The sequence below is a fragment of the Mesorhizobium sp. P2_A12 genome (assembly GCF_056405075.1).
Window position 1 is genome coordinate 399,139 of sequence record NZ_JBFUCU010000004.1, and the last position, 26,819, is coordinate 425,957.

The window sequence follows — 26,819 nt, forward strand, 5'->3', positions numbered from 1 at the left end:
CCCGAAACCGGGACCATCTCTGGGCGACATGCATTGATGCTCGATATCGAGCCTGACCTTTCGAAGAGCCTTTTTTCGCATATCGATTTTACCAGCGGCGCCGTTGCGGCCGTGTCCGGCGGCAGCGACTCGACCGCCCTGCTCCTTCTTCTCAAACACCATCTCGACCGCACTGCGCCGACAACGAAGCTGCTGGCGGTGACGATCGACCACGGTTTGCGGCCGGGTTCGGCGACGGAAGCGCAGGGGATGGCGAGGCTGTGCGCCACGCACGCCATCGCGCATCGCATCCTGACATGGTCCGGCCCCAAGCCGTCGACCGGTCTGCCCGCCGCGGCCCGGGAAGCGCGTTACCGGTTGCTGGCCGAAGCAGCACTAGCGCAAGGCATCGGCCTGATCCTGACCGGCCATACCGCCGACGACCAAGCGGAAACGGTATTGATGCGGCAGCTACGTGAGGAGGGCGGGGGCCATGCCGACACGGCAGGCCGCGGGCTTGCCGGTATGGCGCCGGCCACCTTGTATGACTGGCGCAGCTGGATCGTGCGGCCGCTTCTCGGCACGCGGCGCGCGGCGTTGCGCGACGTCCTGCGGCGTCAGCATGTCGACTGGGCCGACGACCCGACCAATGTCGACGAGGCTTTCGAGCGGCCGCGCCTGCGCGCGACGCTCGCCGACGGCGACGGCGCGCAGCGCATCGACGATGCGCTGGCGCTGGCCGCGCATGAGGGCAACGCGCGCCGGCAGCTTGGCCTGGCTGCCGCGGACCTGATCCGCCGTTTCGCGACCCAGCCGGCGGCCGGGCTCATTCGTCTCGATCCCGGCTTGCTGAACGCAGGCGAGGAGCAGGCGGCCGTCTATGCACTGCGCCTTCTGCTGGCCACGACCGGCGGGATTGCCTTTCTGCCGGACCAGGCCCGCAGCGAGGCGCTGTTTGGCCGGCTGAAAGGCGGATTTCTTTGCGCCACATTGTCGCGGACGGTGGTCGATTCCCGGCGCGTCGGCATCTTCCTGCGCCGCGAGGCGCGCGGCCTGCCGCCCGCCGCCGCAGTCACCGAGGGCACCCTCTGGGATGGCCGCCGGCGCATCACATTGAACGACAGCAGCGGCGCATTGTTGATCGCCCCGTTCGGCGCAGCAGCCAAGCGGCCGCCGATCGGCGAGGGGCAAACCCCACCAAGCCTGATGCGCGCCGCGCTCGCCGCCGAGCCGGCGCTATGGCAAGCCGGTGAATGCCTTGGTTTGCCGGGGAGCGTCCGGGCGCCCGCTGTGGTCGAGGCCCGGCCGGCCGTTGCCCCCTTTGCCCGCTTCCTGCCGTCCTTCGACCTGGCGCCGGCACGGGCCGTCGCAGGGCTGATTGGCGCGGCCCCGCTTCCCGCCCTGCCTTTCAGTGGCCACAGTGCCGGTTGATGTTGGGCGAAAGCTTAACCCAGACCTGCTGTTCTGCTTGGCAAGGGGAGGCGCTCTCCCTATGTTAGGCGCAAGTTTCCTCTCATGACGTGTGTCCGACGCGCGGACGCCAACGGGACAATTGATGAATCCGAACTATCGCAACCTCGCGCTCTGGGCGATCATAGCGGTCTTGCTCATCGCCCTGTTCAATCTGTTCCAGACGCCGCAAACGCGAGGGGCTTCCAGCGACGTGCCTTATTCGCAGTTCCTGCAGGACGTCGCGGCCGGCCGGGTCAAGACGGTGACCATTGCGGGCGCTCGCATCACCGGCACCTACACCGACAATGCCAGCGGCTTCCAGACCTATTCGCCCGGCGATCCGTCGCTGGTCTCGCGGCTACAGGACAAGAACGTCACCATCAATGCGCGGCCTGAGACCGACGGTTCCAACTCGCTGTTCGGCTATCTGATCTCGTGGCTGCCGATGATCCTCATCCTCGGCGTCTGGATATTCTTCATGCGCCAGATGCAGTCCGGCTCCGGACGAGCCATGGGCTTCGGCAAGTCGAAGGCCAAGCTTTTGACCGAGGCGCATGGCCGCGTCACCTTCCAGGACGTTGCCGGCGTCGATGAAGCCAAGGAAGATCTGGAAGAGATTGTCGAGTTCCTGCGCGATCCGCAGAAGTTCCAGCGGCTCGGCGGCAAGATTCCGCGCGGCGTGCTGCTTGTCGGCCCTCCGGGAACCGGCAAGACGCTGCTCGCCCGCTCGGTTGCCGGCGAAGCCAACGTGCCGTTCTTCACCATCTCCGGTTCGGACTTCGTCGAGATGTTCGTCGGCGTCGGCGCCAGCCGCGTCCGCGACATGTTCGACCAGGCCAAGAAGAACGCTCCCTGCATCATCTTCATCGACGAAATCGATGCCGTCGGCCGCCATCGCGGCGCCGGTCTCGGCGGCGGCAACGACGAGCGCGAGCAGACGCTGAACCAGCTGCTGGTCGAGATGGACGGCTTCGAGTCCAACGAGAGCATTATCCTGATCGCCGCCACCAACCGGCCCGACGTGCTCGACCCGGCGCTGCTGCGGCCGGGCCGCTTCGACCGCCAGGTGGTGGTGCCGAACCCCGACATCGTCGGCCGCGAGAAGATCCTGAAGGTTCACGTTCGCAACGTGCCGCTGGCACCCAATGTCGACCTCAAGGTCGTCGCTCGCGGCACGCCGGGCTTCTCCGGCGCCGACCTGATGAACCTCGTCAATGAATCGGCGCTGATGGCCGCGCGACGCAACAAGCGCCTGGTGACCATGGCCGAGTTCGAGGACGCCAAGGACAAGATCATGATGGGCGCCGAGCGGCGTTCGTCGGCGATGACCCAGGCCGAAAAGGCGCTGACCGCCTATCACGAGGCCGGCCACGCCATCCTGGCGCTCAACGTGCCGTCGGCCGATCCGCTGCACAAGGCCACCATCATCCCGCGTGGCCGGGCGCTCGGTATGGTCATGCAGTTGCCGGAAGGCGACCGCTACTCAATGAGCTACAAATACATGATCTCGCGCCTCGCCATCATGATGGGCGGCCGTGTCGCCGAGGAGTTCAAGTTCGGCAAGGAAAACATCACCTCGGGCGCCTCCTCGGACATCGAGCAGGCGACCAAGCTGGCGCGCGCCATGGTCACGCGCTGGGGCTTTTCCGACAAGCTCGGCCACGTCGCCTATGGCGACAACCAGGAGGAAGTGTTCCTCGGCCATTCGGTGGCGCGCACGCAGAACGTCTCGGAAGAGACCGCGCAGATCATCGACGCCGAAGTGCGCCGCCTGATCGACGAGGCCTATTCGACGGCAAAATCCATCCTGACCAAGAAGAAGAAGGAATGGATCGCGCTGGCGGAAGGGCTGCTCGAATACGAGACGCTGTCGGGCGAAGAGATCAAGCAGTTGATCGCCGGGCAGAAGCCTTCGCGCGACCTCGGCGACGACACGCCGCCCAGCCGTGGCTCGGCGGTGCCGAAGTCCGGCGGCCGGCGCAAGAAGGGGCCCGAGCCCGAAGGCGGCATGGAACCGCAGCCGTCAAGCTGACAGAGATCACTGATTTCAGACCACTGACTTCAAGACAAACGCCGCGGCTTCAACCCGCGGCGTTTTGCTGTTCGGCGTTGGTCACAGGCCGTGCGGCGCGAGCGCGCTTGCCTTACCGGGGCGTTGCCCGTCGGACCGGCCGGCATGCTGCTTGCCCCATCTGGCGAGCGGGATCAGGGCATTGTCCAGTTCGATACCGAATTCGGTGATCGAGTATTCGACCCGGGGTGGAACTTCGGGGAAGACCTCGCGGTGGACGATGCCGTCGGCCTCCATTTCGCGCAGCTGCTGGATCAGCATCTTTTCACTGATGTCAGGCACCAGCCGCTTCAGTTCACCGAAGCGCGCCGGCGCCTTGTGGATCTGCCAGAGCAGCAATGCCTTCCATTTGCCGCCGATCACCTCCAGCGCCGGCCCCAATCCGCAACTATCTGGCTGTTTCTTTCCCATATTTCATCCAATTCTGAGCAATCGGTTGGTGGCTTACATTTTTGTCGGTACTTGAGAAAAACCAAGCCGGTCCATAACTTCAAACCAGATCGCCGGCACCGGCGAACAGCACAACAACATATCGGTACCTTGCTTCGGCCTGCAAAGGCCGTCGGCGGTCGAATTTTGGCGAAAGGGATGGATCATGACACGATACGCAAACAAGAAGGCCGTGGTGATCGGCGGAACGCACGGCATGGGGCTTGCCGTGGCGGAGGCCCTGGTCGAAGGCGGCGCCGACGTGCTGGTCACCGGGCGCGATCACCGCAACATCGAATCCGCCCGCGCGAAGTTGTTTTCGCGGGCCCATGTCGTGCAGTCGGACATCGGCGACATGGCCAATATCGTCACGCTCGGGGCCGAAGTGGGACAGAAGCTCGGCCAGATCGACTTCCTCCACATCAATGCCGGGGTTGCCAATCTCGAGCCGGTGGAGCGGGTCACCGAGGACAGCTACGACCACATCTTCAACATCAACACGAAAGGCGCCTTCTTCACCGCACAGCGCCTGCTGCCGCTTATCAAGGATGGCGGTGCCATCGTCTTCACCTCGTCGATCGCCGATGAATCCGGCAACGGCGGAATGAGCGTCTATTCCGGATCGAAGGCAGCACTTCGCGCTTTCGCCAAGGTCCTCGCCGCCGAACTTCTGCCGCGCCGGATCCGCGTCAATGTGGTCAGCCCCGGCTTCATCGATACGCCGACAATGGGCGTGGCGGGCGCTTCCGCCGAGGAGCGGGCGGCCTTTATGGCGATCGGCGACGCAGTCACGCCGATGAAGCGTCACGGCACCATCGATGAGGTGGCGCGTGCGGTGCTGTTCCTGGCCTTCGATGCAACCTTCACCACAGGCGCGCGGCTGACCGTCGATGGCGGCCTTGGGCAGGACCTCAGCCCCTTGCCGGCCTGACCTTCCAAACCCGAACCACGGAGAGAGACACAAGATGAGCGACATAACTGTAATCGGCCTTGGCGCCATGGGCACGGCTCTCACCGAGTCGTTCCTCGACAAAGGCCATGTGGTGACGGTGTGGAACCGTTCTGCGGCAAAGGCGCAGGCTTTGGCGGCCAAGGGCGCTATCGTGGCTCCCAGCGTCGAGGACGCCGTCAGATCGAGCCCGGTGATCGTGGTGTGTCTTCTGGTCTACGACACGGTCCACGAGGCCCTTGCTCCCGCGCGAGAAGCGCTGTCTGGCCGCACACTGGTCAATCTCACCAACGGCACGCCCGAGCAGGCGCGGGCGATGTCGCAGTGGGCCGTCACGCAAGGCGCCAACTATGTCGATGGCGGCATCATGGCGGTGCCGCCGATGATCGGTGGGCAGCACGCCCTGATCCTCTACAGCGGCTCAAGGCAGGGGTTCGACACGCACTCGAAACAACTCGATGCGCTCGGCACCAGCAAGTATCTGGGCGAAGATGCTGGGCTGGCATCACTCTACGATATCGCGCTGCTGGCAGGCATGTATGGCCTGTTCGGGGGGTGATCCAAGCGCTGGCGCTGACAGCATCCGCGGGAATTCCAGCCGGCGTATTCATGCCTCTGCTGATGTCATGGCTGCAGGCGATGCAAGGTGGGCTGTCGAAATGGGCCGAGCAGATCGACGCCGGCGATCACACCAGCAATGTCGCCTCCAATCTCGGCATGCAGGCCGAAGCCTATGTCAATCTGATCGATGCCAGCAAGGCCGCGGGCATCAGCACCGAACTCATGCTGCCGATGCAAGGCCTGATGAAGCGCGGCGTGGCGGCCGGCAAGGCTAGCGCCGATCTCACCAGCCTGGTCGAGCTTCTGCGGTCACAGAACAGGTCGATTGAGACTGTTTGAACGTGACAAAAGGCCGCGAAGCTGACGCCTCGCGGGCCTTTTGTTGGTCGAGCTATGCGGCGCTCAGGTCTTCAGCTTGGCGTTGCAGAGGCTGTAGAAGCCGCCGCCCTTCTGGATCCACTTGAGGCCGCCAAGCGCGTTGGCGTCCTTGAGGGCATAGTACTGGTCGAGACAGGTATGCATGCGGCCCTTTCCGGGGGTCTCGCTGGCGTATTTCGGCGAGATCGCCGACGGGAAAGTGACGCCCTTCGGCGCAGCCGTCGTCGGCTTTGCCGGCTCTTTGGTGTAGTTTGCCTCACTCGGAGCCGGCACCGTGTCGTCATCCGACGCGGCGGCACCGCATTCGGTCTTGCGGAAGTCGTTCCACTTCATGCCCTTCAGCGTGTTGGCCGTCTTGGCAGCCTGATACTTGGTGCTGCATTCGGCCATGGTCAGACCCTTGCTGTCGGCGGGAGCCGCGGCAGCCTTGGTGGTTGCCGGCTTGGTGTCGGCAGCGGCAGACGCGCCGGCGGCGCATTCGGCCTTGCGGAAGTCGTTCCATTTCATGCCGTTCAGTGTGCCGGCAGCCTTCGCCGCCTGGTACTTGGCGCTGCATTCCTTGGCCGTCAGACCCTTGGCGGAGCTGTCGGTTGCCGCGGCGGTGGTCGCCTTGGCTGCCTTGGCCGGCTTCGTTTCAGCCGCCTTCTTGGTGTCTGCTGGCTTGGTGTCGGTGGTGGCGGCGGCATCGGTGCCGCACTGCGCCTTGCGGAACTGGTTCCAGGTCGCCCCGGCGAGTGTCCCCGCGTCCTTGGCGGCGTTATACTTCGTGCTGCACTCGGCCATCGTCAGCGCGCTGGCTGGCGAAGCCAGGAATAAGGTCGCGACGGCGAGGCCGGTCAAAGTGGCAAGTCGGTGGATGAGCATAGCGTTTCTCCGTTGCAGCAGCCCATGATACGTCCCTGCAAATCAATAACGCTCAACGGTCGGTTGCGCCAGATGCTAAGTGGCGTATATACCGCCGAAAGCTGGCTCCTCCCGACAAGGTGATGAAATTGTTGCCTGTTGCTGGATTGCGAGCAAGATTTTCCCAGGTGCATGCGCGCTGAAATGCTCGCATGACTGGTATATTGCAGCGTGGCAGTCTCAGCATGTGGGTTGCAGTCATGTTGTGTGCAGCGCACAACAATGATTTTCTAAGGATTGGTAACATACAATCACACAATGTGATCATGGCGCCCTGGCCAATTGTGGCATGACGTGCCGGCAAAGAACTGTCGAGGAATCTGGTTAGCATGGCAGGGAATTATTTCGGCACGGACGGAATTCGCGGGCGCGCCAACAAATTTCCGATGACCGCTGAAATCGCGATGCGGGTCGGCATGGCCGCCGGCCTCTCGTTCCAGCGCGGCAGTCATCGTCATCGCGTCGTGCTCGGCAAGGATACCAGGCTTTCAGGCTACATGATCGAGAATGCGATGGTGTCCGGCCTGTGCGCCGCCGGCATGGACGTGTTCCTGCTCGGCCCGATCCCGACGCCAGCGGTCGCCATGCTGGTGCGTTCGCTGCGCGCCGATATCGGCGTCATGATCTCGGCCTCGCACAATCCCTATTACGACAACGGCATCAAGCTGTTCGGCCCCGACGGCTACAAGCTCTCCGACGAGATCGAAGAGCGCATCGAGGGCATGCTCGACAAGGATATCGAACTGACGCTCGCCGATTCCGACGGGCTTGGCCGCGCCAAGCGCGTCGACGGAGTTCATGACCGCTACATCGAATTCGCCAAGCGCACCTTGCCGCGCTCGATGTCGCTTTCGGGCCTCAGGATCGTCGTCGATTGCGCCAATGGCGCCGCCTACAAAGTGGCGCCCGAGGCGCTGTGGGAACTTGGTGCCGAAGTCGTCGCCATCAATGTCGAACCCAACGGCTTCAACATCAACAAGGAATGCGGCTCGACCCATCCCGCGGGTCTGCAGAAGAAGGTGCATGAAGTGCGCGCCGACATCGGCATCGCGCTCGACGGCGATGCCGACCGTGTCGTCATCGTTGATGAGAACGGGGCGATCGTCGATGGCGATCAGATCATGGCGCTGATTGCCGAGTCTTGGCACCAGAGCGGGCGGCTTGCCGGCGGCGGCGTCGTTTCGACGGTGATGTCCAATCTCGGCCTCGAGCGCTTCCTCGGCGACATGAAGCTGCAATTGCACCGCACCAAGGTCGGCGACCGCTATGTCGTGGAGCATATGCGCGCGCATGGGCTCAATGTCGGCGGCGAACAGTCGGGCCATATCGTGCTATCGGATTTCTCGACCACCGGCGACGGCCTCGTATCGGCGCTGCAGGTGCTGGCCTGCATCAAGCGGCAGGGACGGCCCGTCAGCGAACTGTCGAAGAAATTCGAACCGGTGCCGCAGCTTTTGAAGAACGTCCATATTTCCGGCGGCAAGCCGCTCGAGGAAGCGCCAGTAAAGGCAGCCATCGAAGACGCCCGTCACCGCCTGGGCAAGACTGGGCGGCTGGTCATCCGGCCATCCGGCACCGAGCCGCTGATCCGCGTCATGGCCGAGGGCGACGACCCGCAACTGGTTGAGGCCGTCGTCAACGACATCGTCGAAGTCATCTCGGAAACGCGCAGCGCGGCCTGATCTCCAGCGCGCCCAAAGGCGTTGCGCCCAAGCGCGGTCTAAGGGCCTCGCGCCTAGCGCGCCCGAAGGGCGTCGCGCCGCAGCATCCCTACTCGCTCAAAGCCCGCCCTTCCGGCGGGCTTTTTGTTGGCTAGCGGCCGATCCCGGGTCTCGAAAATCGCGCCCCAATTCCTCGAAGTGTAGAGATTCGTGGTTAAGCAACAGGGTTAAACGCCTTTTAACCTTTGCAATTCATTATCCACGACTGAAAGCAATCGCATTTCGGACACGATCGCCGTTCCGAACTTCCTAGGGGTGACAAGCATGTTCAATACAGCAAGAAAGGCCCTGCTCGCTGCGCTGTTCGCGGGGCTGACCGGGCCGGTTTTCGCAGCCGACCTCCCGGTGGTCGAAGAGGCTCCGCCGCCGGTCTACGAGCAGCCGGCCGATATCGGCGGCTGGTATATTCGTGGCGACATCGACTATCACAAGTCGGATGTTCGCGGCGTCGACTACATGACTTACTCCATCGATCCCTGTAATTGCCTGATCACACCCGGCAACAAGAGCTTCGATTTCAGCAATCTCAAGGGCGGCTTCTCGCTTGGAGGCGGCGTCGGCTACAAGGTCAATGACTACTTCCGCACCGACCTGACGGCCGACTACTGGTTCAAGTCGAACTTCGACGGTCAGACGACGGGCACGGCAGGCGGTTCGCCGGTCGTCGTCACGTCGGCCGAGTCGTCGAAAATGAGCGCCCTCCTGCTCCTGGCCAATGCCTATGCTGATCTTGGCACCTATCATGGCATCACGCCTTACGTCGGCGCCGGCATCGGCGGCGCGCATGTCAAATGGGATACTGTCTATGACCCGACACCGGGTGCTACCGAGCGCAATGACGGCTCGTCCAACTGGCGCTTCGCCTACGCTCTGATGGCCGGTGCTTCCTACTGCCTGACTGACAAGATCATCCTCGATGCGGGTTATCGCTACAGCCACATCCAGGGCGGCCGCATGTTCGAATGGGACGCGAGCAGCGCCGGGCCGGGCTTTGACGGTGGCATCAGCACACACGAGGTGCGCGGTGGCCTGCGCTATCAGTTCGGCGGCAACAACGGTTGCGCCGCGCCGGTGGTGGCCTATCAGCCCGAACCCGAGCCGGTCTACACCAAGTAACGCTTGCATTCCCAGCAAGTTCGCGAACCGCCCGGCATCGACCGGGCGGTTTTCGTTTGAGCGGTTCTGCGTTTCATGGAAACGCAGAACCGCTCTATCTCTTTGTTTTGATGCAATTCGTTTGACGCTTTCCTGGAATTGCTCGTGGGTCGCCTGCAATGAAAGTTTCCGCCGGAAATGAATTTGCTAACGCTCTGTTAGCCTTAACCGGCACTTAACCACTATGGTTAACAATGCTTCCTGAAACGATGGCTGCCGTTGCAATTGCCGGCGGCGCCAAATTCGGGAGTCGGGTCCATGACAGTTATTTCGCGTATAGCGCTGGCGCTCGGCGCACTTGCCCTCATGCCGCTGACGCCCACGCTCGCCGCCGACTATGATCCGCCGATCTACGTCGACCAGGCGCCCGACTATGTGCCCGTCGAGGTCGGCTCGGGCTGGTATCTGCGCGGCGATGTCTCCTATCTGGTGCAGAAGAGCTTCGAGAACGAGGATTTCACCTTCACGCCGGCGAGCTACGACGACAAGGAAGACCCCATCTTTGCCAGCATCGGCTTTGGCTACCATTTCAACGACTATCTGCGTGCCGATCTCAATCTTGGCTACCTGCCCGGCAACAAGATCAGCGTCGGCTATGACAATTCAGCGATCGTGACGCCGCCGGTAGAGTCGACCGTGGCATCGGCATCGCTGAAGAACTACGCCTTCTCGGGCATGCTCAACGGCTATGTCGACCTTGGTACCTATGTCGGGATCACGCCGTACCTCGGCGCCGGCATCGGCGTCGTCCGCAGCACGCGCAAGCTTTCGGCGAACTTCATCGACAACAATGACCCGACCAGCCAGTTGATCCAGCAGGACGACAAGACCAAGTACTCGCTGGCCTACACGTTGAATGCGGGCCTTGCCTATCAGGTGTCGAAGAATGTTTCCGTCGATCTGGGCTATCAGTATTTTTCCGCCCCCGACGCCGAATATGTGACTGCCGAAAGCCTGACCTCCTTCCCGGTCCACAAGGGGATCAGCAACCATCAGCTCAAGCTCGGGCTGCGCTACGATCTCTGGTAGCAGGCTCGGTACGCATGAAAACACTGACGGCGGATCTTCGGATCCGCCGTTTGCGTTTGAGGTCACGACATCCTGATCGCGGATCGCCGGTATCCTGCCAACGACAAAAACTTTCCTCTTGACGCCCGAAGCCTGAACGCATATCGCCGTCCGTGGGCCACCCCTCCCCAACGAGGGGCCACTATCTGGAAGGATAGACCACGATGACGACACATACGAAGCCCGGACTCCGTCCGGCAAATCCCAATTTCTCCTCAGGTCCCTGCGCAAAACGCCCCGGCTGGTCGGTCGAGGCGCTGAAAGCTGCCGCGCTCGGCCGTTCCCACCGCGCCAAGATCGGCAAGGCCAAGCTCGAACACGCGATCGAGCTGACGCGGGAAATTCTCCAGGTTCCGGCTGACTACCGCATCGGCATCGTGCCGGCGTCGGACACCGGCGCGGTCGAGATGGCGCTGTGGTCGCTGCTCGGCGAGCGCGGCGTCGATATGGTCGCTTGGGAGAGCTTCGGCTCCGGTTGGGTCACCGATGTGGTCAAGCAATTGAAACTTGCCGACGTGCGCAAGATCGAGGCCGGCTACGGCCAATTGCCCGACCTGGCGAAGATCGACTTCGATCGCGATGTGGTCTTCACATGGAACGGCACCACGTCGGGCGTGCGGGTGCCGAACGGCGATTTCATTCCCGCGGATCGCAAGGGCCTGACCATCTGCGACGCGACTTCGGCCGCCTTTGCGCAAAGGCTCGACTACCACAAGCTGGATGTCGTCACCTTCTCCTGGCAGAAAGTGCTGGGCGGCGAGGGTGCGCATGGCATGTTGATCCTGTCGCCTCGCGCCGTCGAGCGGCTGGAGACCTACAAGCCGGCCTGGCCGCTGCCGAAGATCTTCCGCCTGACCTCGGGCGGCAAGCTTATCGAAGGCATCTTCAAGGGCGAGACCATCAACACGCCGTCGATGCTGTGCGTCGAGGATTACCTCGACGCGCTGCACTGGGCGAAGTCGGTCGGCGGCCTAGAGGCTCTGATCGCCAGGGCCGATGCCAATGCCGCCGTCATCGATCGCTTTGTCGGCAAGTCATCATGGCTCGGTCATCTCGCCGTCGAACCGGCGACGCGGTCGAACACCTCGGTCTGCCTGTCCTTCACCGACCCGGACGTGTCCGCGCTCGATGCCGACGGGCAGGCGGCTTTCGCCAAGGGGCTGGTCTCAGTGCTCGACAAGGAAGGTGTCGCCTATGACATCGGCGCCTATCGCGACGCACCGCCCGGCCTGCGCATCTGGTGCGGCGCGACGGTCGAGACGGCCGATCTCGAAGCGCTGCTGTCCTGGCTCGACTGGGCTTTTGCCGCGCAAAAGGCGTCGCTCAAGGCCGCGGCCTGACTCCGAAGGGCTGGGTGGGGTCGCCTCCACCCGGCTCAACGATCCAACATCCAGAAGATCAGGCCATCCGGCCACAAGGACCCCATCCCGGCGCTTTCGCGCCGACCCTCCCCTCAAGGTGGAGGGACGCCAATCGCAAAGGATCAAATCCATGCCTCGCGTTCTCGTCTCAGACAAACTTTCTCCCACCGCCGTGCAGATCTTCAAGGATCGCGGCGTCGAGGTCGACTATCTGCCCGACCTCGGCAAGGACAAGGAAAAGCTCGCCGAAGTGATCGGCCAGTATGACGGCCTCGCCATCCGCTCGGCGACCAAGGTCACCGAAAAGCTGATCAATGCCGCCACCAATCTCAAGGTCATCGGCCGCGCCGGCATCGGCGTCGACAATGTCGATATCCCGGCGGCGAGCCGCAAGGGCATCATCGTGATGAACACGCCCTTCGGCAATTCGATCACCACCGCCGAACATGCGGTGGCGATGATCTTCGCGCTGGCGCGCCAGATCCCGGAAGCCAACGCCTCGACCCATGCCGGCAAATGGGAAAAGAACCGCTTCATGGGCGTCGAGATCACCGGCAAGACGCTGGGCATCATCGGCTGCGGCAACATCGGCTCGATCGTCGCCACGCGCGGCGTCGGCCTCAAGATGCATGTCATTGCCTTCGACCCGTTCCTGTCGGACAAGCGGGCCGAGGAGCTTGGCGTCGACAAGGTCGAGCTGGATGAGCTTTTCGCCCGCGCCGACTTCATCACGCTGCACACGCCGCTGACCGACAAGACGCGCAACATCATCGACGCCGCTGCGATCGCCAAGATGAAGAACGGCGTGCGCATCATCAACTGCGCGCGTGGCGGGCTGGTCGTCGAAGCCGACCTGATCGCGGCACTGAAGAGCGGCAAGGTGGCTGGTGTCGGCATCGACGTTTTCGAGGTCGAGCCGGCCGAGCAGAACGCGTTGTTCGGCATGGAGAATGTGGTGGCAACGCCGCATCTCGGCGCCTCGACGGCGGAAGCGCAGGAGAATGTCGCGCTGCAGGTCGCCGAGCAGATGGCCGATTACCTGATCAAGGGAGCCGTCTCCAACGCCATCAACATGCCGTCGATCACCGCCGAGGAAGCGCCGCGGCTGAAGCCCTTCGTCAAGCTCGCCGAAGTTCTCGGCGCTTTTGTCGGCCAGGTCACCGAAGACCCGATCACGGAAGTCGAGATCCTGTTCGACGGTTCGACCGCGACGATGAACACGCGCGCGCTGATCAGCGCCACCCTTGCCGGGCTGATCCGGCCGCAGGTCTCCGACGTCAACATGGTGTCGGCGCCGATCATGGTGAAGGAGCGCGGCATCATCGTTGCCGAGGTCAAGCGCGACAAGTCCGGCGTGTTCGACGGCTACATCAAGCTGACGGTCAAGACCGAGCACAAGACACGCTCGATCGCCGGCACCTGCTTCTCGGACGGCAAGCCGCGTTTCATCCAGATCAAGGGCATCAATCTCGACGCCGAGGTCGGCCAGCACATGCTCTATACGACCAATGCCGACGCGCCGGGCATCATCGGCCTGCTTGGCACGGTGTGCGGCGAGAACGGCGTCAACATCGCCAACTTCCAGCTTGGCCGCAACCGGCCGGGCGGCGATGCCATCGCGCTGCTCTATCTCGATGCGCCGTTCCCGGAAAACGTGCTGGAGCAGGTCAAGGCGCACAAGTCGATCGACTCGGCCAAGCGGCTGCACTTCGACGTCAACGCGATGTGACGCCGCGACCTGCTGCGAAAGATCGAAAGGCGCGGCCTGGTCCGCGCCTTTCGTTTGTTCAGCGTGTCCTGGCCGACCGCAGCGCTGCCTTGCGCCCGCTGTATTCGGCAAGCCCGATGCCGCCCACCACAAGCACCAGAGCCAGCGCCTGGTAGAGCTGGAATGTCTCGCCGACAATCAGCACCGAAAGCAGCGTGCCGAAGATCGGTACCAGGTTGATGAACAGGCCGGCGCGGTTGGCGCCGATCAGTTCGTTGCCCCTGATGTAGAAGATCTGCGAGATGGCCGACGCGCCGACCGCGGTATAGACGATGACTGCCCAGCCGCGCGCATCGGGCACGATGACCTTGCCGGCGGCGATCTCCCACAGGAAGAAGGGCAGCGAGGTGACAAGCGCGGCAACCGACAGGGCCAGCATCAGGCTCTGCCAGTGCATCACCGGCTTCAGCCGCAGCCCGACCGAATAGCCGCTGTAGAGAAACACCGCGACCAGCATGATGGCGTCGCCGAAATTGAGCTCCAGCGTCAACAGCCGGCGCGGGTCGCCGTGGCAGGCGGTCAGGACCACGCCGCCGATGGTCAGCACGACGCCGACAATCTGCGCCCAGTTCACGCGCAAGCGGAAGAAGACGAAATTGGCGACGATGATCAGCATCGGCATCGCCGCCTGTTCGATCGAGACGTTGATGGCCGTCGTGTAGTTGAGCGCCGTGTAGAAGATCGTGTTGAACAAGGTGAAGCCGCTGGCGCCAAGGGCCGCCAGCACGAGCCAGTGCTTGCGCACCACCGGCCAGTCCTTGCGTATCGTCTGAAGGCCGATCGGCAGCAAGATCGCCACGGCCAGCACCCAGCGCAGGAAGACAAGCGTCATCGGCGAGACGTGATCGACCGCCAGCTTGCCGGCCACCGAGTTGCCGCCCCACAGCAAGGTGGTGAGCAGCAGGAATATGTAGGCGCGTCGATGCATGGCGGGATTCCGGCCGCCAGAGGTGAGCTGCGGTGTTTGCCGGCCTATTGCCCCCGTCTGCCCAAGTAAATGATGTCAAAGCCGAAAATTGTTGTGCCTCAGCGCAATTTTGGCGGCAAAGAAAGGTCGCACTCACGAGGTCTTGACGTTATAGAGGCCTGTCGTTTCGAACCATATTCAAGCCGCTAAGCGGCGTCTCAAGGGAAAAGAAACATGGCCAATGTGGTGGTCGTCGGCTCGCAGTGGGGAGACGAAGGCAAGGGCAAGATCGTCGACTGGCTGTCGGAGCGCGCCGATGTCGTGGTGCGTTTCCAGGGTGGCCACAATGCCGGCCACACGCTGGTCGTCGACGGCAAGGTCTACAAATTGTCGTTGCTTCCGTCGGGGGTCGTGCGCCAGGGAAAGCTGTCCATCATCGGCAATGGCGTCGTTTTCGACCCGCATGCTTTCGTCGCCGAAGTGGCGAAGCTCAAGGCGCAAGGCGTCGAAGTGGCGCCGGATCGCCTGAAAATAGCCGAAAACACAGCGCTTATCCTGTCGCTGCATCGGGAGCTGGATGGATTCCGCGAGGACGCCGCCTCCAATTCCGGAACGAAGATTGGCACGACCCGTCGTGGCATCGGCCCGGCCTATGAAGACAAGGTCGGCCGGCGCGCGGTCAGGGTGATGGATTTGGCGGATTTGGAAACGCTGCCCTTGAAGGTCGACAGGCTGCTGACGCACCACAATGCGCTGCGTCGCGGGCTTGGCCATGCCGAAGTCACGCATGATGCGATCATGCATGAGCTAACCTCGGTCGCGGCCGAGATCCTGCCCTATATGGACCGGGTGTGGAAAATCCTCGACGACAAGCGCCGCGCCGGCGAGCGCATCCTGTTCGAGGGGGCGCAGGGCACGTTGCTCGATATCGACCACGGCACCTATCCGTTCGTCACCTCGTCGAACACGGTCGCCGGGCAGGCGGCCGCCGGCTCGGGCGTCGGCCCGGGCGCCATCGGCTATGTGCTCGGCATCACCAAGGCCTATACGACGCGCGTCGGCGAAGGCCCGTTCCCGACCGAGCAGAAGAACGAGATCGGCGAGTTCCTCGGCACGCGCGGCCATGAATTCGGCGTCGTCACCGGCCGCAAGCGCCGTTGCGGCTGGTTCGACGCGGTGCTGGTGCGCCAGGCCGTCGCCGTCAATGGCATCAAGGGCATCGCGCTGACCAAGCTCGACGTGCTCGATGGGCTGGACGAGATCAAGATCTGCACCGGCTACCGTCTCGACGGCGAGATGATCGACTATCTGCCGGCCAGCCAGGGCGCACAGGCACGCGTCGAACCGGTCTACGAGACGCTCGAGGGCTGGAACGGCACCACGGCCGGCGCACGGAGCTGGAACGATCTGCCGGCCCAGGCCGTCAAATATGTCCGCTACATCGAGGAGCTGATCGGCGCCCCGGTCGCGCTCCTGTCCACCAGCCCGGAACGCGATGACACGATACTTGTGACCGATCCGTTTCAAGACTAGTTTCTCAGCCTTTCCGGGCATCGCGGCTGATTTGCGGGGGCCGGCCCGGGAGCAAAATACAGGTCGACCGAAGCATGGCAGATTTCGTTTCTGTTCTGAAAAGGCAGCTCGACAAGCACGGCGAGCCGGGACTCGATACGCGCAAGCGGATCTATGACGGCGCTCGTTCCGCGCTCGAAAAGAAGCTTGCGGAGTTTTCGCCGCCTCTGTCCGCCGAGGTCATAGCCAAGCAGAAGCGCTCCCTGGAAGACGCTGTCGTAAGTGTCGAGCGGGACTATGCCACGAGCGTGCCGGAGACCGACCCGCTTGCGGAGCTGGAGCACATCTTTTCCTCGATCGACCGCAACAAGAACCAGCCCAGCCATACACGGCAACCGGCGAAGGCAGAGCCGACCTGGCCGCCGCCGCCTCTCGCCGCCAAGCCGGAACCTTATCGACCGGCGCCACCACCTGTCGCCAAGGTCGAGCCAAGCTGGCCAAACCCGACGCCGGCGCCTTCTGCTCACGCCGATACGGCCCTTCCGGGGATGGAGGGTGAGGAAGCTGACGACGGGGTCGATGTCTTTTCCAGCAACGAAGAGCCGGTGTCGGACACTTTCCAGCGTCTGCGGCCCGCCGAACGCAGGCGCAGCTATGGCGGCTTGATCGCTGCCGTCGTCGCCTTGCTGGTCGTCGCCGGTGGTGGCTATGGCATCTGGCTGAACAAGGACGCCTTCGGCAAGATGCTCGGGTTCGACGGCAGCACCAAGGTCGTGAAGACGGAACCGGTGAAGCCGGCACCGGCCAAGCCGGCAACAGATGCCGCGGCAACGCCGCCGGCACCCGCAGCCGGCGGCACCGAAAGCGAAGCCCCGAAATTCACCCAGCGGCTGACGCCGCAAGGCAGCGAAGTCGACCCTGGCCCGGCCGGCGGACAGAGCGGCATCGGCGAAGGCGAATCGATCGCCGCGCTGACCACGCCTCCCTCGGCGACCAACGCGCCGGCGGTTTCCGCGCCGGCTGCCGGCACACCGCCCGCAGCCGCGCCCGCCGCAACGCCGCCACCCGGTGCGGTACCGGCGACGCCATCTGCCGCCGGGGCTGCACCTGCGGCGCCGGCTGCAGCCGCTACTCCGCCGCCAGCACCGGCAGCCGCAACGCCGCCAGCCCCGGCAGGCGCCGCGCCGGCGGCGCCGGCAGCCGCGCCGGCGGCCGCGCCTGCGGAAACCGCGCTGCCGGTCGGCCAGAAGGCAATCTTCTATGAGGAGCGCACCAGCACCGCCCAGGGTTCGGCGGAGCCCGGGAGCATCGTCTGGTCACTGGTGCAGGAATCGCCCGGTGGCGACCTGCCGCCTGAACCGGCGATCCGTGCTGAGGCAACCATTCCCGGCAAGGACATCCAGTTGCGCATGACCATCCGTCGCAACACCGACCAGACACTGCCGGCCAGCCATATCATCGAGATGATCTTCCTGACGCCCGACGGCTTCGAAGGCGGCGGTGTCGACAACATACTGCGCGTCGCGATGAAGAGTTCGGAACAGGATGCCGGCAGCCCGCTGATCGGCATTCCGGCCAAGATCGCCGACGGTTTCTTCCTTGTCGCGCTCAACGACACCAAGGCCGACGAGGACGCCAACATGACCTTGCTTCGCGGGCAGGACTGGATCGACGTGCCGGTCGTCTACAAGACCGGACGGCGGGCGCTGCTGACCATGGAAAAGGGCATTCCCGGCGAGAAGGTGTTCGACGAGGCGATCAAGGCCTGGCAGGCGAAGACGGCGGGCTGAGCAGGGCGTCGGGCGTGGCGCCTGCTGTCTCAAAAGCCCTGGAACAGCATGTCGAGCGCGGCGACGATGACGTCGTGCTGCTTCGCCAGGTTCAGTCGACTATCACCCAATTCGCTGGCAGCCACGGTTGCGATCAGATGGGTGGCCATGACCAGTTTTCGCCCGTTGATTTCGAAGGTGGGATGGAGCTTTCGCATCGGCGGCGGCGCCGTTGCGACCGGTAGAAGCGGAACCACCACCCGTGTTTTGAAATTGTCGAGCAAGTCGGACTGAACGTCGAGCAAATAGCTGCCTTCGATGCGCCCCGCGAAGACATCGAAACGTGCCATCAGAACTGCCGCGAGTCTTCCAGCGGGATGCCGTATTTTTCGACATAGTCGTTCCACGCATCCATGGTGGCGCGATTCTCAAGTTTCCACAGCCGTGTTTTTTCGGCCGCCACCGCTTCCGCGATGCCAGCCTCCGCGGCGCGCGAGACATTCACGTCAAGGCCCTTGGCTTCCCTCATGAGGTTCGAATCGATCGACAAATTTGCTGGCTGACGGATCGCATTCAAGGCAATCTTGCGCATAGTAGCCTCCACAGTATGCGCATAATGTATGCGCATTTCCGCCTTGGGGCAATCCGGCCCTTCGCTATGGCTCCGGGCGTTCGTCACTTCAATCGACAAATCGTTGTCGATTGATCGGCCTGCGGCCGAACGCTCCTCACCCTTCCATCTCCTCGCGCAGCATCTCCAGTTCCAGCCACTCTTCCTCCAATGCGGCCAGCGTCGCGCGCTCCTTGTCGAGGGCGGCGATGGTCTTCTGGAACGAGGCCGGATCGCGCTCGTAATAGGCCGGATCGGCGATATTGTTCTCAAGCCTCGAGATCGACGCCATCACAGCCTCGATTTTCTTGGGCAGGGATTCCAGCGCGAATTTCTGCTTGAACGACAGTTTCTTCGCCGGCCCCTTTGGCGCGGCGGCTTCATTCTTGGTCGCGACCGGGGCTTCGCCGGCTTCGGTTTTCGTCCGCGCCTTGCGATCGTCTAGCCTGGTGCCGCCGCGCTGCGCCAGCATGTCCGAATAGCCGCCGGCATATTCGATCCAGCGCCCGCCGCCGTCCGGCGCAATGATGCTGGTCACCGTGCGGTCGAGGAAATCGCGGTCGTGGCTGACCAGGATGACGGTGCCGGCAAAGCCGGCAACCAGTTCCTGCAGCAGTTCCAGCGTTTCCATGTCGAGATCGTTGGTCGGCTCATCGAGCACCAGAAGGTTTGCCGGCCGCGCCAGCACGCGCGCCAGCAAGAGCCGCGCCCGTTCGCCGCCGGAGAGCTCGCGCACCGGCGTGCGTGCCTGCTCGGCCTTGAACAGGAAATCCTTCATGTAGGAGACGACATGGCGCTGCTGGCCATTGATGACGAGGTTCTCGCCGCGTCCGTCGGTGAGATATTGCGCCAGCGTCTCTTGCGGATCGACCGCTTCGCGCTTCTGGTCGAGCGTGGCGATCTCCAGATTGGTGCCGAGGCGCACCGAACCGGCGTCGGGCTTCATCTCACCGGTCAGCATCTTCAGCAGCGTCGTCTTGCCGGCACCGTTCGGCCCAACGAGGCCGACGCGATCGCCGCGCTGGATGCGGGTCGAGAAGCCCTTGACCACGGTGAGGTCGCCGAAGCTCTTCTCGATGTTTTTCGCCTCGATCACCAGCTTGCCGGATTCGGCGGCGTCGCTGGCCACCATGGTTGCCGAACCCTCGGCGCCGCGATGGCCGCGGAAGCGCTGGCGCATGGTCTGCAGTTCGCCAAGCCGGCGCATGTTGCGCTTGCGCCGTGCCGTCACGCCATAGCGCAGCCAGTGCTCCTCGCGCACGATCTGGCGGCCGAGCTTGTGCTGCTCGCGCTCTTCCTCTTCCAGCACAAGGTCGCGCCATTCCTCGAAATGACCAAAGCCTTTGTCCAGCCTGCGGGTCTGGCCGCGATCGAGCCAGACGGTGGCGCGCGATACGCGCTCAAGGAAACGGCGGTCGTGCGAGATGACGACGAGCGCCGAGGAGGTGCGCACGAGCTCCTCTTCCAGCCATTCGATCACCGAGAGATCGAGATGGTTGGTCGGCTCATCAAGCAGCAGTATATCGGGCTCCGGCGCCATGACGCGGGCAAGGGCGGCGCGTCGCGCCTCGCCGCCGGACAGATCGTTCGGCCGCTCCTCGCCCGACAGGCCGAGATGCTCCATCAAATAGCTGGCGCGGTATGGATCGTCGGCAGGTCCGAGTCCTGCCTCGACATAGGCGCGTACGGTCGCAAAACCCTCCATGTCGGGCATTTGCGGTAAATAGCGGACGGTTGCCGAGGGCTGGCGGAACACTTCGCCATCCTGCGGCTCGATCAGGCCGGCGGCGATCTTCAGCAGCGTCGACTTGCCCGACCCGTTGCGTCCGACCAGCGCGATCTTGTCGCCGGCAGAAGCGGTCAAGGCGGCGCCGTCGAGCAGCGGCGTGCCACCGAAGGTCAGTTTTATCCCGTCGAGATTGAGAAGGGGCGGGGCCATTTCAGCTTTCAGGTAGTGGATAAGGGTGGGCGAGCAACAGCGCGCGGCCCTGGCCGAGTGTGATTTCGAGGCGGCCCTTGACCTCGTTGGAGATTGTCAATGAGGAGCCGAACGCGACCCTGACGCGGTCGAGCGGCCATTTGGCGCCGGTGACGGTCAGGCCGGAAAGATCGGAAAAGCCAAGCACCGAAAACAACGTGCCGTCGGCATAGTCGAAGCCGGCTTTCCCGTGCAGCAGTGGAACGCCTTCCTGCGCGCCACTGGTCAAAACTATCTCTGTTCCGGCTTCGGCCAGCCGCACGGCAAGCGCCAGATGCAGGAAGGCGTGGTCGGCGCGCTTGCCGCCGAAAGCGCCGGCGAGCACCAGGCTGGTCGCGCCGCGCTCCAGTGCGGCGGCGACCGCCAGTTCGCCATCGGTCTGGTCCTTCTCCGCTGGAAAGGTCCGACGGGGCACGGCGGCTAGGTCGTCCGGCAGGTTGGCCGGCACGGAATCGAAATCACCCACCCACAGTTCCGGGACAAGGCCCAGCAGCCGCGCATGGCCGATGCCGGCGTCGGCGGCGATGACGCGGGAGCCTTCGACCTGATGGTCGAGCCGTGGCGTGCGGATGAGATCGCCGCCAAGCAGGATGGTGAATGTGCTCATATCGTGTGGCCCTTACCAGCCCGGCACGGGAAACGGAAGGCCGGCAAACTGCCACTTGCGTGAGGGATCGGCCCGGCCTATGTCTCGAAACGCTCTAACGGGGTGCCGGACGCGATCTTCGCGGACCGGCTGAGAGGCAATCTCGCCAACCCGCTGAACCTGATCCGGTTTGTACCGGCGGAGGGATTAGACGTTTCGGACAGTCCGGCGCCTCAATTCCTTTCAATTCGAACGAAGGAGGCGCCGATGCGCACGCTTTTCTACTCCCTTGCCTCAGCCATGGTTGTGGCCCTGTCCGGACCTGCCTTGGCCAAGGACAAGCTCACCGTCTACACCTATGAGAGTTTCACCGCCGACTGGGGTCCGGGTCCCGTGGTGAAGAAGGAATTCGAAGCCGAGTGCGGCTGCGATGTCGAGTTCGTCTCCGTCGCCGATGGCGTCGCGCTGCTCAACCGCGTCAGGCTGGAAGGGGCATCGACCAAGGCCGACATCGTGCTGGGGCTCGACACCAATCTCACCGCCGATGCCAAGGCTACCGGCCTGTTTGCGCCGCATGGCGCTGTGTCCGACGTCAATGTGCCGGGCGGCTGGAGCGACGGTACTTTCGTACCTTTCGACTATGGCTATTTCGCTGTCGTCTACGACACCGAAAAGCTGAAGAGCCCGCCGAAGAGCCTGAAGGACCTGGTCGAAGGCAGCGCCGACGACAAGATCGTCATCCAGGACCCGCGCACCTCGACCCCGGGTCTCGGCCTGCTGTTGTGGGTCAAGTCGGTCTATGGCGACAAGGCGCCGGAAGCCTGGGCCAAGCTCAAGTCGAAAGTGTTGACCGTGACGCCGGGCTGGAGCGAGGCCTATGGCCTGTTCACCAAGGGCGAGGCGCCGATGGTGCTGTCCTACACCACCTCGCCGGCCTATCACATGGTCGCCGAGAACACCGAGCGCTACCAGGCAGCGTCGTTCGAGGAGGGCGAATATCTGCAGATCGAGGTCGCCGGCATCACCACGACCGGGGCGAAAAACCCGCTGGCGGAAAAGTTCATGGCCTTCATGACCGGACCGAAATTCCAGGATGCCATCCCCGAGACCAACTGGATGTTCCCGGCCGGCAAGACCGACAAGCCGCTCAACCCGGCCTTCGACAAACTGGTCAAGCCGACCAAGACCTTGCTGTTCAGCCCCGAAGAGGTCGCCGCCAACCGCAAGGCCTGGGTCGATGAATGGCTGGCTGCGATGAGCAAGTAGGATTCAAGCTTCGCCATATGTTTGTGCCAAGTCACCCCCCTCTGGCCTGCCGGCCATCTCCCCCGCAAGGAGGGAGATCGGCAGCTCTGTCACCTCGCTCATTCCTGCCATTTTGGAAATTGGCCTGGGTGGCGAAACGAGCAATCTCCCCCCTTTCGGGGAAGATGTCCGGTAGGACAGAGGGGGGTGGGCGGGAACTAGACCTTAGCCAAGCATTTCAATCAATTGACACCCATGACAGCGTTGGGTAGCGCGACATGCCCACGCGCCATCCAACTGACCCCCGCATCACCGCCGGCATCATCGCGCTCGGCCCGATCGCGCTGCTAATTTGCGGCGCGTTTGCCGGGCTGCTTTTCGAAGGCGCTCACGACTTCTCCGGCGCCTGGGCAGCCTTCGATCCTTATCTGCTGCGCGTCGTTCGCTTCACCCTGTGGCAAGCGGCGCTCTCGACGCTGCTTTCGGTCGGGCCGGCGCTGTTGGTGGCGCGCGCGCTGTCGCGGCATCCACGCTTCCCTGGCCGCGCCTTCATCCTGCAGCTGTTTGCCGTACCATTGGCGCTGCCTGCCATCGTCGCGGCACTCGGCATTCTGGCTCTCTATGGCCGCGCCGGCTATTTTGCCGGCGTGTTCGCGATGATCGGCGGCGGGAACTGGCCGGGCATCTATGGCCTGTCCGGCATTCTCGTCGCGCATGTCTTCTTCAACCTGCCGCTCAGCGTGCGGCTGTTCCTCGAGGCATTGCAGACCATTCCCGCCGATCAGTGGCGGTTGGCCAGCCAGCTCGGCATGGGCGCACGGCCGGCGTTCCGGCTGATCGAATGGCCGACGCTGCGCGCGGCCCTGCCTGGCGTCGCCGGGCTTGTCTTCATGCTCTGCATCACCTCGTTCACGATCGTGCTGACGCTCGGCGGCGGGCCGGCCGCGACGACGCTGGAGGTCGGCATCTACCAGGCGCTGCGGTTCGATTTCGATCCCGCGCGGGCGGTCACGCTGACCTTGCTGCAGATTGCCTTGACGTTTGTCGTCGTGCTGGCGCTGACGCGGCTTGGCGCCAATGTGGCCGGCGACACCAACCTGCCGGTGGCGCCGCGCCGCTACCTCTCCGTCAATGGGACCGAGACCTTGCTGAACGTCGTGCTCATCGTGCTGGCGCTGCTGTTCGTCGTCGGACCGATGGCGGCCACGGTGATGGCCGGGCTTAGCGCCAATCTCGGCCGGCTTGCCGGCGAGGTCGTCGTGCGGCAGGCGACGCTGACTAGCGCGGTGCTCGCCTTCCTGTCGGCACTGCTTTCCGTGGCGCTGTCGCTGGCGCTGACCATGGCACGCCGGGCGCTGGCGCTGAATCGCCGCTCCGGCGCGAAGACGATGCTCGAACACGCCGCCGATACCGGCGCCGGTTTTGTCCTCGTCGTGCCGCCGATCGTCGTCGGCGCCGGCTGGTTCCTGTTGCTGCGCCATGTCGGCGATGTCTTTGCCATCGCCCCGGTCATGGTCGTGACCGTCAACGCGGTGATGGCGATGCCGTTCGCGCTGCGCGCTGTCCGTCCCGCCTATGATGCGGCGAGCGAGCGTCACGAACGGCTCTGTGAGCAGCTCGGCATCACGGGCTGGAACCGCTTGCTGCTGGTCGACTGGCCGTCGCTGCGGCGGCCGCTCGCCACCGCCTTTGCTTTCGCCATGGCGCTGTCGCTCGGCGATCTCGGCGTCATCGCGCTGTTCGGCAGTGATTCGGTGCAGACCTTGCCCTACCTATTGTTGGCACGCATGGGCAGCTACCGCACGCAGGACGCCGCCGGCCTGGCGCTGCTGCTCGGCCTGGTCTGCCTCGCGTTGATCATGGCGGCGCACTGGCTGGGAACGGAGAAGAGCCGGGATGCCTGACGGGGTGGCTAGCAGGCCTGAAAAGGGCGCCCCGGTGCGGCTGGACCAGGTGTCGTTCAGCTATGGCGAGGCGCCGCTCGCTTTTGATGTCGATTTCGCCGCGGCGAAAATCACCGCCATCATGGGGCCGAGCGGTTCTGGCAAGTCGACGCTGCTCAACCTTGTGGCGGGCTTCGAGACGCCGCAGTCGGGCCGCGTGCTGATCGGCGGGGCCGATGTCAGCGCCGAGCCACCGTCAGCGCGGCCGGTGTCGATGGTGTTCCAGGAAAACAATCTCTTCGCCCATCTCTCAGTCGAACAGAATGTCGGGCTCGGCCGCTCGCCATCCTTGCGGCTGACCGACAGGGACCGCGCCGCGATCGCCGAGGCGCTCGAACGCACCGGCCTTGCCGGCAAGAAAAAGCGCCTGCCGCGCGAACTCTCCGGCGGTGAGCGCCAGCGCGTCGCCCTGGCCCGGGTCCTGGTCCGCGACCGGCCGGTGCTCCTGCTCGACGAACCCTTCGCCTCGCTCGGACCGGCGCTGCGCGACGACATGCTGGATCTGGTCGCCACGCTGCACGCAGAACGAGGCATGACGGTGCTGTTCGTCACCCACCAGCCGGAGGATGCCCGCCGAATCAGCGAGCACGTGGTGTTTCTGGACAATGGCGTTGTCGCGGCAACCGGAAAGGCGGACGATTTCTTCACCGGGGCTGGTCCGGAAGTGTTCCGGCGCTATATCGGCGCGGGTGACGGCGATGCCGTATCACGAGATGTTGCCCGGAAGCGGACATAATTTACGGTCAAACCGGCTCCAGGCGATGCGGCGCTTGCTTGCCATGACTGGAGGAGTGTGGCTAGGTCCGCCCTACTGGTCCGGCATAGGCCGTGATTTGCCTGCAGCATCCGCCGCTCGCCCCTCAAGGGGACGCGCGACGGATGCTGCAGCAGTTTGAGATAGCGCATGACATTTTCCGAAGATCGCCCCCGATTTTCGTGGTCATGCGCCGGGACCCGAAAGGAAGCCGTTCTGGCGATCGGCGTTGACAAACTACGAATGAATCCGCTGGCGCGCTTTCTCGCGCTGGCCGGCTTTGCCGTGGCGCTGGCGAGCTGCCAGATGTTCACGCCTCCCGAAGTTCAGGAATCCGGCTTCCAGCCTTCCGACAGGCCGATCACCGTCGACAATGTCGCCGCCAACAGCAAGCTCGCCGAACTGGCCAAGGCGCAGCATCCGCGCATCCTGGCGACCTATGGCGGCGAATATTCCGATCCCAAGCTCGAGCGCATGGTCGCCAAGGTGGTCGGCAATCTGACTGTCGTGTCGGCCAATCCGACGCAGACCTATCGCATCACCATTCTGAATTCGCCCAACGTCAACGCCTTCGCGCTGCCGGGCGGCTATCTCTACATTACGCGCGGTCTGCTGGCGCTGGCCAATGATTCGGCCGAGCTTGCCGCGGTCATCGCGCATGAGATGGGCCACGTCACCGCCAACCACGGCTTGCAGCGCCAGCAACTGGAAGCCGAGGAAGGCCTGGCGACCAAGGTGGTCTCCGATGTGCTCGGCGACAGCCCGACCGCCAAGGCGGCGTTGATCCGCGGCAAGCTGAGGCTGGCGCAATTCTCGCGCAACCAGGAGCTGGAGGCGGACGCCATCGGCATCAAGTCGATCGGCGAAGCCGGCTACGATCCTTTCGCCGCCGGCCGCTTCCTGCAGTCGATGTCGGCCTATACCGACTTCCGCTCGATCAGCGGCGCCACCGACGCCAGCCTCGACTTCCTGGCCACTCACCCCAACACGCCGCAGCGCATCGATCTGGCGCAGCGCCATGCCCGCCAGTTCGGCGCGCCCGGCTTCGGCACCCGAGACCGCGATTCCTTCCTCGCCGGCATAGACGGCCTGCTCTATGGCGACACGCCGGAAGAAGGCTATGTGCGCGGCGAAACCTTCCTGCATCCGGGCCTCGGCGTGTCCTTCTCGGTGCCCCAGGGCTTCATCATCGACAATTCGGCGGCGGCGGTGACGGCAACCGGGCCTGGTGACATGGCGATCCGTTTCGACGGTGTTTCGATCGACAAGAACCGGGCGCTCACCGACTATATCCGCAGCGGCTGGGTGGCTGGGCTAGACGACAGCACCGTCAAGCAGGAAATGATCAACGGCAACGAGGCGGCGACCGCGCATGCCGGTGCCGAAGGCTGGCAGTTCGATATCGCCGTGATCCGCGCCGGCGGCCAGGTCTACCGGCTGCTGACGGCGGCGCCGTCGGCCAGCACGTCGCTGGATGCGGTGGCGCGTTCGGTGAGCGGATCGTTCCGTATCCTCAGTGCCGCGGAAAAGGCGGCGCTGAAGCCGCTGCATATCCGCGTCGTCACCGTTCAACCCGGCCAGACGATGGGTTCGCTTTCCGCCCAGATGGTCGGTGTCGACCGCAAGCTCGACCTGTTCCGCGTATTGAACGCGCTGTCGCCGGGTGCCGCGGTCTCGGCCGGCGACAAGGTCAAGATCGTCACCGACAAGTAAGGCGCCT

At 64.0% G+C, this 26,819-nt stretch carries 23 protein-coding genes and 1 riboswitch; of the genes, 16 read left to right on the forward strand and 7 right to left on the reverse strand.

The features are described from left to right. Positions 1 to 36: 36 nt before the first annotated feature. Both tilS and ftsH read left to right on the forward strand, forming a co-directional pair. Positions 37 to 1,410, forward strand: a complete 1,374-nt coding sequence (gene tilS, locus AC1DZU_RS12255) for a tRNA lysidine(34) synthetase TilS (protein WP_477284889.1) — start codon at positions 37 to 39, stop codon at positions 1,408 to 1,410. 124 nt (positions 1,411 to 1,534) lie between these two features. Then, positions 1,535 to 3,463, forward strand: a complete 1,929-nt coding sequence (ftsH, locus tag AC1DZU_RS12260) for an ATP-dependent zinc metalloprotease FtsH (protein ID WP_184872356.1) — start codon at positions 1,535 to 1,537, stop codon at positions 3,461 to 3,463. An 81-nt stretch (positions 3,464 to 3,544) separates the two neighbouring features. Here the strand turns inward: ftsH and AC1DZU_RS12265 are convergent, their stop codons facing one another. Beyond that, a complete protein-coding gene (locus AC1DZU_RS12265; protein WP_477284892.1) occupies positions 3,545 to 3,913 on the reverse strand; it encodes a winged helix-turn-helix transcriptional regulator in 369 nt (122 codons plus the stop codon). A 184-nt stretch (positions 3,914 to 4,097) separates the two neighbouring features. On the opposite strand from AC1DZU_RS12265, the gene AC1DZU_RS12270 reads away from it, so the two are divergent. Genes AC1DZU_RS12270 through AC1DZU_RS12280 form a run of 3 tightly spaced genes read left to right on the forward strand, consistent with a single transcriptional unit; the run spans position 4,098 to position 5,780 of the window. Next, on the forward strand, positions 4,098 to 4,862 hold the full coding sequence (locus AC1DZU_RS12270; RefSeq protein ID WP_477284894.1) for an SDR family oxidoreductase: 765 nt from the start codon (positions 4,098 to 4,100) through the stop codon (positions 4,860 to 4,862). Positions 4,863 to 4,896: 34 nt separating this feature from the next. Next, positions 4,897 to 5,439 carry an NAD(P)-binding domain-containing protein gene (locus tag AC1DZU_RS12275; protein ID WP_477284896.1) on the forward strand — a complete coding sequence of 181 codons (543 nt, stop codon included), beginning with the start codon at positions 4,897 to 4,899 and terminating at the stop codon, positions 5,437 to 5,439. 50 nt (positions 5,440 to 5,489) lie between these two features. Continuing rightward, positions 5,490 to 5,780 carry an imine reductase family protein gene (locus AC1DZU_RS12280; protein ID WP_477284898.1) on the forward strand — a complete coding sequence of 97 codons (291 nt, stop codon included), beginning with the start codon at positions 5,490 to 5,492 and terminating at the stop codon, positions 5,778 to 5,780. A gap of 63 nt (positions 5,781 to 5,843) precedes the next feature. Here AC1DZU_RS12280 and AC1DZU_RS12285 read toward each other — a convergent pair whose 3' ends face one another. Beyond that, positions 5,844 to 6,683 (reverse strand): hypothetical protein, encoded by an 840-nt coding sequence (locus AC1DZU_RS12285; protein WP_477284900.1) that lies wholly within the window; start codon positions 6,681 to 6,683, stop codon positions 5,844 to 5,846. A 368-nt stretch (positions 6,684 to 7,051) separates the two neighbouring features. Between AC1DZU_RS12285 and glmM the strand changes: the two genes are divergently transcribed. The 5 genes from glmM to serA all read left to right on the forward strand — a co-directional run bounded on the left by glmM (position 7,052) and on the right by serA (position 13,756). Next, complete coding sequence (gene glmM, locus AC1DZU_RS12290; RefSeq protein WP_477284902.1) at positions 7,052 to 8,404, forward strand: phosphoglucosamine mutase; 1,353 nt, start codon at positions 7,052 to 7,054, stop codon at positions 8,402 to 8,404. Positions 8,405 to 8,707: 303 nt separating this feature from the next. Beyond that, the gene (locus AC1DZU_RS12295) at positions 8,708 to 9,559 is read left to right on the forward strand and encodes an outer membrane protein (protein ID WP_477284904.1); all 852 of its coding nucleotides are present in this window, start codon (positions 8,708 to 8,710) and stop codon (positions 9,557 to 9,559) included. A gap of 297 nt (positions 9,560 to 9,856) precedes the next feature. Beyond that, positions 9,857 to 10,627, forward strand: coding sequence for an outer membrane protein (locus tag AC1DZU_RS12300; protein ID WP_477284906.1), 771 nt, complete (start codon positions 9,857 to 9,859; stop codon positions 10,625 to 10,627). A gap of 203 nt (positions 10,628 to 10,830) precedes the next feature. Continuing rightward, a complete protein-coding gene (locus tag AC1DZU_RS12305) occupies positions 10,831 to 12,006 on the forward strand; it encodes a phosphoserine transaminase (protein WP_477284908.1) in 1,176 nt (391 codons plus the stop codon). 151 nt (positions 12,007 to 12,157) lie between these two features. Continuing rightward, a complete protein-coding gene (gene serA / locus AC1DZU_RS12310; RefSeq protein WP_095089638.1) occupies positions 12,158 to 13,756 on the forward strand; it encodes a phosphoglycerate dehydrogenase in 1,599 nt (532 codons plus the stop codon). Between the two features lie 58 nt (positions 13,757 to 13,814). Here serA and AC1DZU_RS12315 read toward each other — a convergent pair whose 3' ends face one another. Beyond that, positions 13,815 to 14,723 carry a DMT family transporter gene (locus tag AC1DZU_RS12315; protein WP_477284910.1) on the reverse strand — a complete coding sequence of 303 codons (909 nt, stop codon included), beginning with the start codon at positions 14,721 to 14,723 and terminating at the stop codon, positions 13,815 to 13,817. Positions 14,724 to 14,936: 213 nt separating this feature from the next. On the opposite strand from AC1DZU_RS12315, the gene AC1DZU_RS12320 reads away from it, so the two are divergent. Continuing rightward, entirely contained in the window at positions 14,937 to 16,235 is a 1,299-nt protein-coding gene (locus tag AC1DZU_RS12320) for an adenylosuccinate synthase (protein WP_477284912.1), read from the forward strand. 74 nt (positions 16,236 to 16,309) lie between these two features. Next, positions 16,310 to 18,004 carry a hypothetical protein gene (locus AC1DZU_RS12325; protein WP_477284914.1) on the forward strand — a complete coding sequence of 565 codons (1,695 nt, stop codon included), beginning with the start codon at positions 16,310 to 16,312 and terminating at the stop codon, positions 18,002 to 18,004. A gap of 29 nt (positions 18,005 to 18,033) precedes the next feature. Here AC1DZU_RS12325 and AC1DZU_RS12330 read toward each other — a convergent pair whose 3' ends face one another. From AC1DZU_RS12330 to AC1DZU_RS12345, 4 genes are all read right to left on the reverse strand, one after another. Beyond that, positions 18,034 to 18,333, reverse strand: a complete 300-nt coding sequence (locus tag AC1DZU_RS12330) for a CcdB family protein (protein ID WP_477284916.1) — start codon at positions 18,331 to 18,333, stop codon at positions 18,034 to 18,036. Continuing rightward, complete coding sequence (locus AC1DZU_RS12335) at positions 18,333 to 18,575, reverse strand: type II toxin-antitoxin system CcdA family antitoxin (RefSeq protein ID WP_477285445.1); 243 nt, start codon at positions 18,573 to 18,575, stop codon at positions 18,333 to 18,335. The genes AC1DZU_RS12330 and AC1DZU_RS12335 overlap by 1 nt, the downstream gene beginning before the upstream one ends. A gap of 136 nt (positions 18,576 to 18,711) precedes the next feature. Continuing rightward, entirely contained in the window at positions 18,712 to 20,532 is a 1,821-nt protein-coding gene (locus tag AC1DZU_RS12340; protein ID WP_477284918.1) for an ABC-F family ATP-binding cassette domain-containing protein, read from the reverse strand. Position 20,533: 1 nt separating this feature from the next. Then, a complete protein-coding gene (locus AC1DZU_RS12345) occupies positions 20,534 to 21,178 on the reverse strand; it encodes a thiamine diphosphokinase (RefSeq protein ID WP_477284920.1) in 645 nt (214 codons plus the stop codon). Positions 21,179 to 21,266: 88 nt separating this feature from the next. Next, a riboswitch (TPP riboswitch) is annotated at positions 21,267 to 21,381 on the forward strand. A 43-nt stretch (positions 21,382 to 21,424) separates the two neighbouring features. On the opposite strand from AC1DZU_RS12345, the gene thiB reads away from it, so the two are divergent. From thiB to AC1DZU_RS12365, 4 genes are all read left to right on the forward strand, one after another. Then, complete coding sequence (thiB, locus tag AC1DZU_RS12350) at positions 21,425 to 22,423, forward strand: thiamine ABC transporter substrate binding subunit (RefSeq protein WP_477284922.1); 999 nt, start codon at positions 21,425 to 21,427, stop codon at positions 22,421 to 22,423. Positions 22,424 to 22,680: 257 nt separating this feature from the next. Continuing rightward, a complete protein-coding gene (gene thiP / locus AC1DZU_RS12355; protein ID WP_477284924.1) occupies positions 22,681 to 24,306 on the forward strand; it encodes a thiamine/thiamine pyrophosphate ABC transporter permease in 1,626 nt (541 codons plus the stop codon). After that, positions 24,299 to 25,081 (forward strand): thiamine ABC transporter ATP-binding protein, encoded by a 783-nt coding sequence (thiQ, locus tag AC1DZU_RS12360; protein ID WP_477284926.1) that lies wholly within the window; start codon positions 24,299 to 24,301, stop codon positions 25,079 to 25,081. Before thiP ends, thiQ begins: the two co-directional genes overlap by 8 nt. Positions 25,082 to 25,342: 261 nt before the next feature. After that, on the forward strand, positions 25,343 to 26,812 hold the full coding sequence (locus AC1DZU_RS12365) for a M48 family metalloprotease (RefSeq protein ID WP_477284928.1): 1,470 nt from the start codon (positions 25,343 to 25,345) through the stop codon (positions 26,810 to 26,812). Positions 26,813 to 26,819: the final 7 nt, after the last annotated feature.

What these genes read in the sequence shown, in the direction of transcription:
- tilS (WP_477284889.1), top strand. Translation starts at nt 37, where the DNA reads ATGCTCGATATCGAGCCTGACCTTTCGAAGAGCCTTTTTTCGCATATC.
- ftsH (WP_184872356.1), top strand. Translation starts at nt 1,535, where the DNA reads ATGAATCCGAACTATCGCAACCTCGCGCTCTGGGCGATCATAGCGGTC.
- AC1DZU_RS12265 (WP_477284892.1), bottom strand. Translation starts at nt 3,913, where the DNA reads ATGGGAAAGAAACAGCCAGATAGTTGCGGATTGGGGCCGGCGCTGGAG.
- AC1DZU_RS12270 (WP_477284894.1), top strand. Translation starts at nt 4,098, where the DNA reads ATGACACGATACGCAAACAAGAAGGCCGTGGTGATCGGCGGAACGCAC.
- AC1DZU_RS12275 (WP_477284896.1), top strand. Translation starts at nt 4,897, where the DNA reads ATGAGCGACATAACTGTAATCGGCCTTGGCGCCATGGGCACGGCTCTC.
- AC1DZU_RS12280 (WP_477284898.1), top strand. Translation starts at nt 5,490, where the DNA reads ATGCCTCTGCTGATGTCATGGCTGCAGGCGATGCAAGGTGGGCTGTCG.
- AC1DZU_RS12285 (WP_477284900.1), bottom strand. Translation starts at nt 6,683, where the DNA reads ATGCTCATCCACCGACTTGCCACTTTGACCGGCCTCGCCGTCGCGACC.
- glmM (WP_477284902.1), top strand. Translation starts at nt 7,052, where the DNA reads ATGGCAGGGAATTATTTCGGCACGGACGGAATTCGCGGGCGCGCCAAC.
- AC1DZU_RS12295 (WP_477284904.1), top strand. Translation starts at nt 8,708, where the DNA reads ATGTTCAATACAGCAAGAAAGGCCCTGCTCGCTGCGCTGTTCGCGGGG.
- AC1DZU_RS12300 (WP_477284906.1), top strand. Translation starts at nt 9,857, where the DNA reads ATGACAGTTATTTCGCGTATAGCGCTGGCGCTCGGCGCACTTGCCCTC.
- AC1DZU_RS12305 (WP_477284908.1), top strand. Translation starts at nt 10,831, where the DNA reads ATGACGACACATACGAAGCCCGGACTCCGTCCGGCAAATCCCAATTTC.
- serA (WP_095089638.1), top strand. Translation starts at nt 12,158, where the DNA reads ATGCCTCGCGTTCTCGTCTCAGACAAACTTTCTCCCACCGCCGTGCAG.
- AC1DZU_RS12315 (WP_477284910.1), bottom strand. Translation starts at nt 14,723, where the DNA reads ATGCATCGACGCGCCTACATATTCCTGCTGCTCACCACCTTGCTGTGG.
- AC1DZU_RS12320 (WP_477284912.1), top strand. Translation starts at nt 14,937, where the DNA reads ATGGCCAATGTGGTGGTCGTCGGCTCGCAGTGGGGAGACGAAGGCAAG.
- AC1DZU_RS12325 (WP_477284914.1), top strand. Translation starts at nt 16,310, where the DNA reads ATGGCAGATTTCGTTTCTGTTCTGAAAAGGCAGCTCGACAAGCACGGC.
- AC1DZU_RS12330 (WP_477284916.1), bottom strand. Translation starts at nt 18,333, where the DNA reads ATGGCACGTTTCGATGTCTTCGCGGGGCGCATCGAAGGCAGCTATTTG.
- AC1DZU_RS12335 (WP_477285445.1), bottom strand. Translation starts at nt 18,575, where the DNA reads ATGCGCAAGATTGCCTTGAATGCGATCCGTCAGCCAGCAAATTTGTCG.
- AC1DZU_RS12340 (WP_477284918.1), bottom strand. Translation starts at nt 20,532, where the DNA reads ATGGCCCCGCCCCTTCTCAATCTCGACGGGATAAAACTGACCTTCGGT.
- AC1DZU_RS12345 (WP_477284920.1), bottom strand. Translation starts at nt 21,178, where the DNA reads ATGAGCACATTCACCATCCTGCTTGGCGGCGATCTCATCCGCACGCCA.
- thiB (WP_477284922.1), top strand. Translation starts at nt 21,425, where the DNA reads ATGCGCACGCTTTTCTACTCCCTTGCCTCAGCCATGGTTGTGGCCCTG.
- thiP (WP_477284924.1), top strand. Translation starts at nt 22,681, where the DNA reads ATGCCCACGCGCCATCCAACTGACCCCCGCATCACCGCCGGCATCATC.
- thiQ (WP_477284926.1), top strand. Translation starts at nt 24,299, where the DNA reads ATGCCTGACGGGGTGGCTAGCAGGCCTGAAAAGGGCGCCCCGGTGCGG.
- AC1DZU_RS12365 (WP_477284928.1), top strand. Translation starts at nt 25,343, where the DNA reads ATGAATCCGCTGGCGCGCTTTCTCGCGCTGGCCGGCTTTGCCGTGGCG.